Source organism: Methanobrevibacter sp. (genome assembly GCF_045116495.1).
Lineage (GTDB): Archaea > Methanobacteriota > Methanobacteria > Methanobacteriales > Methanobacteriaceae > Methanocatella.
Map to the genome: position 1 here is coordinate 1 of NZ_JBGULU010000115.1, position 11,042 is coordinate 11,042.

11 protein-coding genes and 1 pseudogene are annotated in these 11,042 nt (G+C 32.5%); 3 read left to right on the forward strand and 9 right to left on the reverse strand.

Annotated elements, in window-relative coordinates; genetic code table 11:
- Positions 1-104: 104 nt before the first annotated feature.
- Genes ACJMLH_RS06280 through ACJMLH_RS06290 form a run of 3 tightly spaced genes read right to left on the reverse strand, consistent with a single transcriptional unit; the run spans position 105 to position 2,117 of the window.
- Positions 105-533, reverse strand: a complete 429-nt coding sequence (locus tag ACJMLH_RS06280; RefSeq protein WP_405275822.1) for a nuclease — start codon at positions 531-533, stop codon at positions 105-107.
- Positions 534-584: 51 nt separating this feature from the next.
- Positions 585-788 carry a MoaD/ThiS family protein gene (locus tag ACJMLH_RS06285; protein ID WP_405275824.1) on the reverse strand — a complete coding sequence of 68 codons (204 nt, stop codon included), beginning with the start codon at positions 786-788 and terminating at the stop codon, positions 585-587.
- A gap of 9 nt (positions 789-797) precedes the next feature.
- On the reverse strand, positions 798-2,117 hold the full coding sequence (locus ACJMLH_RS06290; protein ID WP_405275842.1) for a GMC family oxidoreductase N-terminal domain-containing protein: 1,320 nt from the start codon (positions 2,115-2,117) through the stop codon (positions 798-800).
- A 369-nt stretch (positions 2,118-2,486) separates the two neighbouring features.
- Here ACJMLH_RS06290 and larE point away from each other — a divergent pair, with 369 nt between their 5' ends.
- Complete coding sequence (larE, locus tag ACJMLH_RS06295) at positions 2,487-3,494, forward strand: ATP-dependent sacrificial sulfur transferase LarE (RefSeq protein WP_405275826.1); 1,008 nt, start codon at positions 2,487-2,489, stop codon at positions 3,492-3,494.
- Between the two features lie 9 nt (positions 3,495-3,503).
- Entirely contained in the window at positions 3,504-4,259 is a 756-nt protein-coding gene (locus ACJMLH_RS06300) for a HesA/MoeB/ThiF family protein (protein WP_405275828.1), read from the forward strand.
- A 37-nt stretch (positions 4,260-4,296) separates the two neighbouring features.
- Here ACJMLH_RS06300 and fdhD read toward each other — a convergent pair whose 3' ends face one another.
- The 5 genes from fdhD to ACJMLH_RS06325 all read right to left on the reverse strand — a co-directional run bounded on the left by fdhD (position 4,297) and on the right by ACJMLH_RS06325 (position 9,826).
- Positions 4,297-5,127 (reverse strand): formate dehydrogenase accessory sulfurtransferase FdhD, encoded by an 831-nt coding sequence (fdhD, locus tag ACJMLH_RS06305; protein WP_405275830.1) that lies wholly within the window; start codon positions 5,125-5,127, stop codon positions 4,297-4,299.
- Positions 5,128-5,171: 44 nt separating this feature from the next.
- Positions 5,172-6,560: a glutamate--cysteine ligase gene (locus ACJMLH_RS06310; RefSeq protein ID WP_405275832.1), complete on the reverse strand. Its 1,389-nt coding sequence runs from the start codon at positions 6,558-6,560 to the stop codon at positions 5,172-5,174.
- Between the two features lie 13 nt (positions 6,561-6,573).
- Entirely contained in the window at positions 6,574-7,971 is a 1,398-nt protein-coding gene (locus ACJMLH_RS06315) for a hypothetical protein (protein ID WP_405275834.1), read from the reverse strand.
- A complete protein-coding gene (locus tag ACJMLH_RS06320; protein WP_405275836.1) occupies positions 7,971-8,762 on the reverse strand; it encodes a class II glutamine amidotransferase in 792 nt (263 codons plus the stop codon). Before ACJMLH_RS06320 ends, ACJMLH_RS06315 begins: the two co-directional genes overlap by 1 nt.
- Before the next feature lie 125 nt (positions 8,763-8,887).
- Positions 8,888-9,826, reverse strand: coding sequence for an ABC transporter substrate-binding protein (locus tag ACJMLH_RS06325; protein WP_405275838.1), 939 nt, complete (start codon positions 9,824-9,826; stop codon positions 8,888-8,890).
- A 52-nt stretch (positions 9,827-9,878) separates the two neighbouring features.
- Between ACJMLH_RS06325 and ACJMLH_RS06330 the strand changes: the two genes are divergently transcribed.
- Entirely contained in the window at positions 9,879-10,496 is a 618-nt protein-coding gene (locus tag ACJMLH_RS06330; RefSeq protein WP_405275840.1) for a class I SAM-dependent methyltransferase, read from the forward strand.
- Between the two features lie 12 nt (positions 10,497-10,508).
- On the opposite strand, the pseudogene ACJMLH_RS06335 reads toward ACJMLH_RS06330, so the two are convergent.
- Positions 10,509-11,042, reverse strand: a pseudogene (locus ACJMLH_RS06335) (excinuclease ABC subunit UvrA); the annotation flags it as partial.

Genomic DNA, 11,042 nt, shown 5'->3' on the forward strand with positions numbered 1-11,042 from the left:
ATAATTAACAATTGTTATATTTTGAATCCCTGTTATAAGCTATTCTAATAAACATATTTAAAGTTATCTAAAAATATTTCAATCATCACTATAAATGAGAAAAACTAATCTTCCTCCACAACATCACATGGCTTTACCCAGTTTTCGCCATCTACAAGAGTTTCAATCGCATCTACAATGCAATGAGGATTCCATCCGACTACCACATCGGCTTTTTCTTCAAGTTCTTTTAAGATATATTCCATACCGAAAAAACGAATCAGAAGTATAGGGACATTAAATTCCTTAGATTTGTCAATCAATTCATCGAACAATTCCGGATTATTGTGATATAGTCCAAACAGCAATACGATTACATCAATTTCATTAAACAAATCATCAGTTAAATCATCATCTTCTGTATTATATTCTATATATGAAAAATCAATTTGGCTGTCAATTCTCTCCTTATAGAACCCATACTGGTCATCAGGATCGTTTCCCTTAGTTATAAGTAGCTTATAGACCTTCTTTTCATAAGTTTCCTCAGACAAGGAATCACCCCAAAATTTTAATCAGTGAAAATGATATGGTTATTGATTAAATTATCCTCCATATATAATCTGAACCAATTTTATTTCATCACCATCGTTTATTACACTTTCTTCAACAGTCAAATCCCCGTTTTGCTTTGCAACTATTGTTTGAGCAGATAATCCTAACTCCTTCAACAAATCATTTATTGTAAAATCTTCATTTTCTAATTCTCTAATTTCATCAATATCCTTAAATTTTAAATTATAACTCATAATATCACTTTAAATTTTTTGGTTAACGATTTTTGCTACCTTTTTAGCTATTGCAACTATTGTCAGTATTGGAGGCCTTCCCGGAGCCTCAGGAATTACACTTGCATCGCAAACGAATAAACCCTCTATTTTGCTTTCAAAATTATTGTCAACAACTTCGCCAACAGCGGCAGTTCCACCAGGATGAGCCCCTTTAAGGGAAGTTGCAACAATAGACTCTGAAGGAACTCCCAATTTCAATAGAATATCAATAGCTTTTTTATATCCTTCCTTAATCAAGTCAACATCAACTTTGGTTAGCGTTTTTTCAATATTTCCCTCATTATCAATAGTTCCAATGCAGGTATCTGCAAATTTAAGCATCAGACCAATGACATCCTTATCACTGGCTTCAATACCTTTCTTATTCATCAACGGCAGCAATTGCATTGAATAATGAGGTGATAAAAAATATGGGCCAAATTCCGCTTTTACACCCATCATCAATTCATTTTTCAAATTTGCATTTTCCAGATATCCTCCTATGGTTGTGAATATATCAAAAAATATCTGATTTCCCACATTTGGGATTCCTGAATTTTTTAATATAATTGGAGTATTGAGTGCACCGGCACTGATAATAACTTTTTTAGCCCTAAAAATTTGCTTTTCATTATTTGAATTCAATGCCACAACACCGACAACCTGATTGTTTTCATGCAAAACTTCAAAAACATTCATACCTTCAATTAAAGTGGCCCCATATTCCAAAGCTTCCTCAATGAAATAAGTGCCATCCCATTTTGCATCAAAAACACAGCCGTTGACACATTTTCCGCACAATCTGCATTTTTCAAAATTAATGAATTTCGGCATTGGTTCGACAATGTACCCTAATTCCTGACCGGCTTGTGCAATTAGCTGTGTTGAGTATCCCCATAACTTTTTGGGGAAATATCTTACATTCAGCTCACCGCTCGCTTCGAGAAGCTCTTCAAAGATATTTAAATTCTTATCTTCAAACTGCTGCATTATTGAATTTGAATAACAACCGCTACATGAAAAGCATGCATTGCCTATTGATGAGGTTGTTGTTCCTCCAATTTCTTCGATGTTAGTCAATTCCAAAGGCAACGTTAAAAATTCATAGCTTTTTTTATCTTCTTCAGTTAGATTATTTTTTAGGTAAATCTTTTTAGTTTTCATATGATTTACATAACTGCCCTGTTTTTGACTGCAGCCCTTCTCTAAAATTAGAACCCGTCTTCCATTTAAAGCCAGATCTTTTGCTACTGTTGAACCTCCAGCACCGGTTCCAACAACAATTACATCATAGATATTTAACACCACCAAAAAAATTAACAATTGTTATATTATTTTATAATTATATAAATCTTTCCATAAGAAAATTTAAAAAATTTTTAAAGAAATTAACTACTGTTTAAAATTTACATTTCAAATTTAAGCATAATCAGATTTTAAGCTAAAAAAATATAAAAACATTTATATAATATATTGAACTATCAGTATTTATGGAAAAAAATAACTATTGTTATATAGTTATATTTTCGAAGGGATTTGCTTTTTCCATAATCAGGTTTTATAAACCATTGTTTTTTAATCTCCAAAACAAAAATATTATAGAAAACATAAATATATAATGAGTTTAATAATTCATTAAACTCATTTAAAAGAATAATAACCGTTTAATGGGATATGATGATTATTGAAGATAAAATTGATATTGTAAAAAACATTTTAAAAGATAAAAAAGTAGCTATCGGTTTTTCTGGAGGTGCAGATTCAACATTGATGGCTTATTTATCTTCGAAAGTTGCATCGGATACACTAGCAGTTACAATTGATAATCATTTGTTTCCAAAAGGTTTTATTGAACATGCAAAAAACATGACACAGTCCTTTGGAATATCCCATGAGATTATTGATATCAATTTTTACAGTGATGAAGAGTTCTTATCCAATATGGCCAGCAGATGTTATACTTGTAGAAACTTAATGTATACCCAAATAAAACAATTGGCACTTGAAAAAGGCTTTGATTATATCTGTGATGGAAACAACATTAGCGATTTAGTCAATGACAGGCCAGGGATACTCATAACCTATAAAAATAATTTTAAAACACCATTAATTGAAGCTAAATTAACTTCAAAGGAAATTCATGAGTATTTAAATAAGAATAACATTCCCTATTCAAGATCAACTACCTGCCTTGCTACAAGGATTCCTACAAATACTCAAACCACACATGAAAAAATTGAAAGAATCAGTGCGTGTGAAGATTATATCTCAGCAAACACCAACTGTGAAATAGTCAAAGTTAGAGATTTTGGAGAAATTGGTGTAGTTGAAGTTGATAATGTAAATGAAATTTTATCCGAGGACAAATATAATCAAATCAATGATGCATTAAAAAGGCAAGGATTTAAAAAAGTTGCACTAAATTTATCGCAAATTGATGATGATGAAAGCATCAGTATTGACTATAATGACGGTTCATTTATATATCAACTCCCATACACAATAAACCTTGAAGATACAAAAAAACAAACAGAAAATATAATTTCTGATGATGAAGAAAAAATAGAATTAGATAAAATTACCATTTTTGAAAGTGGATTAATAAAAGGTCATGATTTAGAAAGTTATGAACTTGCACTGGACAAATTTATGGAAACATTACCAAAACTAAGGAGAAATATTTAGGTGAAAAATATGCCAACAAGATACATAGGCGACGGATACTGGGAAATAGCTTCCCGTCAAATGAGCATTGTAACAAGAAGTGAACAACAAAGATTTAAAGATGCCAAAATCACAGTCATAGGCTGCGGCGGAATTGGTGGAGAAACCATTGAAATGCTTGCAAGAATGGGTATTGGAGAGCTGGTTTTAGTTGATAAAGATGCATTTGATTTATCCAACCTAAATAGACAGACTTTAGCATCCCTAGCAGATTTAGGTCTTGATAAAAGTGCTGTTGCAGCTGAAAAAGTCAGATTAATTAATCCTTATGTTAAAGTTACAACATTCAATGAACATGTAGACCAGACTAATATCGACAAAGTCATTGGAGACTCCGATATTGTAATTGATGCACTTGACAACGTCCTTACTAGAGTCATTGTTTCCAGAAAAGCAAAAGAAAAAGGAATTGCATATATTCACGGCGCAATTCATGGAACAATGGGACAAATTACTGTATTTTTACCAAACAGCGAAAAAACCTATGAAGAAATGTTTAACTTACCTTCAATCGGAAAAGAATTGAATGATGAAACAATTGAAGCTTTGAAAAACGTAACATCCGGAGTTCCACCAGTTATCGGACCTACACCTAATTTAATCGGATGTCTTGAAGCTTTTGAAGCTTACAAGATAATAACTGGAGTCGGAAAAGTTACCGTAGCTCCAAAAATACTGACATTTGATTTGCTTGACTTAGCATCATTTAGTCTAGATGAAATTTAAACAGATGTGAAAACATCTATTTTTTATTATTTTTTACTTATTTTTCCAAACATACACGTTCAGGCGCTGTAAAAATAGTGAATCGGTTATCTCTTACAAAACCTATCATAGTAATGTTGCCCATACGTGCCACATCGATACCTGAGGATGCAGGTGCTGCGTTTGAAATGATTATCGGAATTCCAACCCTTATCACTTTAATCAGCATGTCTGCTGGCATTCTTCCACTATATGAAATGTAACATCTGCTGAAATCATAACCTTCTTTTGCTGCAGCTCCAATCACCTTATCAACGGCAACATGGCGGCTTACATCTTCACGAATGATAATGTTATCCTCATACTTTAATTGAGCAACATGGACTCCTGCAGTTTTTTGCCAGATTTTAGCCTCATCGGTCAGGTGTTGGATGTCTTTGATTATTTGAGTTGCATCAATCTTTAAATCAGAAGTGTTTGGCTCAATAGATTTTAATTCAGATCTTATTCCACCTGCATTATCTGAGTTTACACCCTGATATTCTAAAAGTCTGCAAACACATGCATGTTCGCAGTTTCCTTTTCTCTCCTGAACAATGCCTTCCTGTTCCAAATCCTCTTCAGGATCATGATTCAAATTTGTGGAAACCAATACATTTGTTCCATCCAATGTTATTGATTTGATATCAGAGTAATCCTTGATTAATCCCTCTCCAAGACAGTAACCGACAGCAAAATCCTCCAAATCAACAGGATAAGTTGAAAATTTACGGGGAGGCAAATAATCAATAAACAAATATGTATATTCATCATCTACGCTGTTCTCTTTGATTGTTTTGTATTCTCCATCAACCCATTGAATTACATCAGTTTGTCTTAGAAATTCCATAAAATCACCATAACAATAGTTATATAATTTATTAAAAAATATAATCAATTGCCCGCAAGGGCAATGTCAACATACTTTTTAAGCTCATCGCATTCTTCAATATCAATAGTTTTCAAATAATCAATGCTTGTTTGCTTATTATTCTTAGATAAGATAATGTGAGTGTTAATGTAACCATTCTCTTCAATTAATTTTAAAAGTCTTTGACCATATGTCAAATCAGGATTTGAAATACGGTTGAGCATTAAACTTAATGTATGAAACTCATCAAAGCCCAATACTTCACACATTCCATACATTTCATTTATAATTTCAGCAGCCCAACTTTTAAGAGTTACTTCCTTACCGTCCCTCAATAACCTCATCGATTCTACATACGCGCATTCGGCAGTATTTTCCTCATTTATTTTTGCTTCCTGTTGCCAATCAGGATAATCAGACTCATCCTTAATAAACATGTAAATTAAAAACAAATGCAAAAATTTCATGTCATGCCTTACAAGGCCACACTTATAAAACGGATTAATATCCAAAGTCCTTATTTCAATATATGCAATTCCATCGTTTTGTAGGGAGTTTAATAAGTCCTTTGGGTTTTTAGGTTTGAGTCTAATTTGAGTATATAGCTCTTTAGCTTCAGACAAATCCCCATTTTCAATAAAACCATTAATATCCCTAACAAATTCATCAACAGAATTATAAGAAGGATATAATTCCTTTAAATTTTTATATCCGCAAGATGCATTTCTAAATGAAGGACCTCTGGTTGAATAATAGCTGCCATAGTCATCTTTAGTATCCATTAAATGAATGCAATCATTAGAAAATGTTTTATGAGACCCTATTGAACAGCCGGTCAAATAGATTATTAACCAGCAGTATCTCAGATAATTTCTAGCTATTTTCAAATAAACATTGTTTTTAAACTCCTTAAAGCTCAAATCAGATTTTTCAATTTTCCGCAGTTTTTCCAAGAATTCATCTGTAAATGAAAAGTTAAAATGAACTCCAGAAATCATCTGTTTTTTAACACCATATTTTTTAGCCAAATCCTCACGGTATTTCTGCGATTCGACACCTTCATCGGAGTATTGTGCTATTGGAATCTGATCCCAATATGGTAAGATACATGGAATTGACTGAAACCAAAGATATTCATCTTCCGGAAGTGAAGAATTTACCAAATCAGACAATAGTGAAAATGTATCAAAAGCCTTTTCAATAGTGTTAAAAGTGGGAGTTATTATTTCTATTTGACTTTCAGAAAAATCAGTTGTAATTAACGGATTTGTAAGTTTATCTCCAAATATTTCGGGATGTGGAGTTAGCGATAGCTCACCATCACCTTTTGCTCTTAAAGATTCCCATTCAATTCCAAATGAACCTGCCAAGATTTCATCTGAAGATAATTTAGATAAATTTAATAAATTCATTTCCATCCCCCAATTAAATATTGCCTAATTTACCATATTCTTCGATTACATCTTCTATGTTAGTATTATTATTTAACAATGTTATTATATTTTTTCCAGGATTAACATGATTCCTAATGCGCCCGTATAACGGTTTTAAAAATATTTCTTCACCAATACCTCTTTCTTCAAGGCCAAGTGATGCTAAATCAACAATATCCTTTGACAATTTACACAAACCGTCCCTATCAACAAATGCAGGAAGTTCATCTTGAATCAGAAGTTTTCTAAGCTCACTGGCAGTGTACCCCTTATGATAAATCACCTCATCATTGGAAATCAGTTCATCCAGCTCATCCAGCTTATCCTTTAGGCCCAGGTGGAATGCTGCAACAGACATTGAATCCTTAATCGGCTGTGTGCACACACTTCTAAACTCAACTGTGCCTCTAAATGTTAAATTTATAAATTTGAATGGCCTTAAATATTTAATATCATTGATTAACGGCTTCACTTCCATTTTTCTATATTCTCCATTGGAATATATTTCACCGCAGACATAATCTTTGCTGAAATAATCAAGGACATTCATTGATTGGAAGTTTATGTAAGCTCCATCACGCATTACACAGTAAATGTTTAAAGATTCCAGATAAGATTGTAAATCATTTAAATCCTTAAAATCAACATCATACATTCCAATATTGTGAGGATTGACACCATGTGTTGAATATTCCCACAATGCATCTCTAAAGCAGGTTACATGTTTATTCTCATCTATCAATACGGAATTTGAAAATAACAATGCCTTAATGGGTTCTATTTTTGAAAAGACATTTATTGTTTTTACCAAATCATCCCTATAAACATCCAGCTGCACTTGTGAAGCTGAGGAAAACATTCCGTATTCCGGAAATTCATGAAAATGCATCGGAACATCTTCATAATTATTATAAGATTTTAAATGATGATAAAGCATAAGATATCTTTCTGAAGGGATAGGATCATATTCATTGTATTTTCTATATGGATTTATCCCCATTCCAGTCAGAGTATGATTATACTCTTCAAATGATTCTTTTACAAAAGAATAATACTCACTAAATCTGTCATTAATGCTGAACAAATCCTTTTCACGACCCATTGCAAATTCAATATTGTTATAGGAGCAATCGTAACAAACAATATCGTCAGTTTTAGGATTTTTTATGGCGAATACATTGCCGTCATAATCTATCCCATTATCCTGAAAATCAGGATACTGCTTTTGAAATTTATCTGTTATTTTATGAACAACATCAAAATCAACGGCCTTTTTATCTAGATTGATGATTGGAATTTCAATTTCAACACCGATGAAATTCTTTTTCTGATTCGTCGGCTTTATAAATTCCTCATACAATTTGTCTCTTATCATTTTCTCATCAATCATTAAGTATCATCCCGATTTATTGAATTTAAGAACTCTTCAATAGCTTTTTCATGTTCTTGTGTTAATATGAATTCATTTTTATGTTCTTCACTTTCAAAAATGATGTTTCCATCAATCAGCCCAAATAATTTATTTAATTCTACAGGTTTCCAGTTTTCATCATCAGTTAAAGGAGTTGAAGCAACTAAAAAACCGTCTTCATTTTTCAGATAGTAAAGTGAATCCCTCATGTTAGAGTGAATATAAGTCAGGTCCCCGTCGTAAATCATCAGGTTAAGCTTGTTGTTCTTTGATAAATCTTCAACAATTTCAAGTAAAATGTTGAATCTCTCTTTTATTGTTGATGGAGCCCCTTTTGACTTTTCAAAATCGTTAATTTTATCAATTATATATAGTAGTATTCGCTCAGAATCAGTGTCACCATTTTCCTTATCTTTGTATTCATCGAGCTTTGGACAATCAAAAATGGTGCCATTATGAATCAACATCCATGATCGGTTGTTATCATCAGCTTCGGTAAAAGGGTGGCAATTGGGAGATATAATTTCACCCACAGTAGCTAATCTGATGTGAGCGAATACATTTTTACCAACAACAGGATGGGACAGTATATGTTTCAAATGTTGACTACATGTTGCTTTTACAGGTTCCTTATCTATAACAAATTCATTTGATTGCATATTAGCTAATCCCCATCCATGTGGATGTTCTTCCGAGTGATTATAAAAACATTGTAGACATTCATTTACTTGTTTTGGCGTATTTGAATTAAAACAAAAAATTTCACACATATTCTGCCCTCCTATCGTTCATTATCATAACAAAATATATTATGATAACAATTGTTATATTTTTTATAATATATAAATATTTTCAAAAACAAATATTAAAAAAAAGAAAAAACGGAAAGTTAAATTCAATTACTTTCCCAGAAAATTTTATCTTCAGAAATAGGTTTCTTTAAAACACCTAAATCAACTTCCAACTTCATAAAGTCCATAACATCTTTTTTATAGGTATCATTTAAACCAGATATTAATGGGAAACCTTTAAGAGCTTTCTTTTCTATTTCAACATCTTTAACAATGTCTTCAGGCAATAATTTTGCTGCATCATCAGTGTTATTGTTAATGTAGGATGTTGCATTTTCATGAATTTTTAAAATGGTTTTAGTTTCATTTTCATGATTTTTAATAAAGTTATCTGAAGCTACTACAACACAACATGGATGATTAGGCAATATTTCAGATGAATCTACCAATTCCCTTGCACCATTTTCTTCAGCAATAGTTACATAAGGTTCAAAAGTAATCATACCGTCAATTTTATTTGTTTTTAAAGCATCATTCATTGAAGGAACCTTCATGGCTGAAACCTTTAAATCATCAATTGACATTCCGTTTTCCTTTAAATAATACTTAAGCAACATATGTTGAATTGAAGCATCACCAGGAGTGGCTATTTTTTTACCCGCTAAATCTGAAACTGAATTAATGTCTGAGTTTTCAGCAACAACAATACCACTGCCCTCTGTTTGAGCGGCAGAAATAACTTTAACAGGAACGCCCTTTTCAATAGATGACAATACCGGAGTAATACCAACATAACCAACATCAACATCACCGCTGGCCATAGCAGTCATCAGGTCTCCACCATTATTAAATTGAACCAGTTTAGTATTAATTCCATTTTCAGCGAATTTACCTTGCGCATCAGCTACAAACAATGCAGCATCATGGTCTGAAGGCAAATATCCGATTGTTACAGTATTACTTCCACCACCCATGAAGAAATATCCTCCGATAGCGGCAATAGCTATAACTGCAACAATAATTGCAATAATTTTATTATCCATTAAATCACCAATTAATAATTAGATTAAAAAAATTATTAAAAGTTTTGATAATATGGTAGCTGAAAAAATAGACCAATGCATGAAACCTCATGGAGAGGAAGGCAAACAAACAATTGAAAACATGAATGAAAACCACAAAGAAATCTCCAAATTCGCATTTGAATGTATAAATATTAATGACAATGCCAAAATAATTGATATCGGCTGCGGAGGAGGAGTCAATATTGAAAAATTCCTTAAATTAACCTCCGGAAATGTGGATGGTTTGGATTATTCTGAAGTTTCAGTCTCTGAAAGCATCAAAAGAAATTCAGAAGCTGTCGAAAATGGACGTTGCAATGTCATTCAAGCAGACGTCAGTGATATGCCAATTAAAAATGAAAGTTATGATTTAGTGAGTGCATTTGAAACCATATATTTCTGGCCAAACATCACTGAGACATTCAAAGAGGTATTTCGGATTATCAAACCTCATGGACAGTTCCTGATAGCACAGGGAACTGATGGAAATCACCCTGATGATGAAAAATGGTTAGCTACCGTAGAAGGAATGAGCGTTTATACTGCCCCAGAATTAGAGAAATATTTGCTTAACGCCGGGTTTGAAAGTGTTGAAAGCCATGTTAAGGAAAATGACTATATTTTAGTTGTTATTGCTCAAAAGCATTAACAAACATTATAGCTATTGGAATTCTTTTTGAAGTAAAAATTTAGCGGTTAAACTATTTTTAGACTTGAGAATATCATCCAAACTACCTTCAGCCAATATTTCGCCACCTTCGTAGTTTCCATCAATTCCAATATCAATTATATAGTCTGCATTGGCTATTAAATCCAAATCATGCTCAATTACAATAACGGTTGCTCCCCTATCTATCAAATTATCAAAGACATCAATTAATACTTTAACATCCAAAGGATGAAGACCTATTGTTGGTTCATCAAAAATGAACACCGAATTTTTCTGGGATTTTCCGATTTCAGAGGCCAGCTTTAACCTTTGTGCCTCCCCACCAGATAAACTTGGTGTGGCCTCTCCCAAAGTCAGATAGCCTAATCCCAAATCAGACAGTTTTTGTAATTTGCCTGTAACCTTTTTGAATTCAAATAGCTCTTCCAATGCCTCATCAACAGTTAGTGACATGATATCTGCGAGAGACAATCCATTATATGTGGTTTTTTCAATGAGATTATTGTATCTTGAACCTCCACAGTC

Bases quoted from the DNA above. Each gene is read 5' to 3' on its own strand.
- ACJMLH_RS06315 (WP_405275834.1), bottom strand. From the start codon at position 7,971: ATGATTGATGAGAAAATGATAAGAGACAAATTGTATGAGGAATTTATA.
- fdhD (WP_405275830.1), bottom strand. From the start codon at position 5,127: ATGGAATTTCTAAGACAAACTGATGTAATTCAATGGGTTGATGGAGAA.
- ACJMLH_RS06330 (WP_405275840.1), top strand. From the start codon at position 9,879: ATGGTAGCTGAAAAAATAGACCAATGCATGAAACCTCATGGAGAGGAA.
- ACJMLH_RS06325 (WP_405275838.1), bottom strand. From the start codon at position 9,826: ATGGATAATAAAATTATTGCAATTATTGTTGCAGTTATAGCTATTGCC.
- ACJMLH_RS06320 (WP_405275836.1), bottom strand. From the start codon at position 8,762: ATGTGTGAAATTTTTTGTTTTAATTCAAATACGCCAAAACAAGTAAAT.
- larE (WP_405275826.1), top strand. From the start codon at position 2,487: ATGATTATTGAAGATAAAATTGATATTGTAAAAAACATTTTAAAAGAT.
- ACJMLH_RS06285 (WP_405275824.1), bottom strand. From the start codon at position 788: ATGAGTTATAATTTAAAATTTAAGGATATTGATGAAATTAGAGAATTA.
- ACJMLH_RS06310 (WP_405275832.1), bottom strand. From the start codon at position 6,560: ATGAATTTATTAAATTTATCTAAATTATCTTCAGATGAAATCTTGGCA.
- ACJMLH_RS06300 (WP_405275828.1), top strand. From the start codon at position 3,504: ATGCCAACAAGATACATAGGCGACGGATACTGGGAAATAGCTTCCCGT.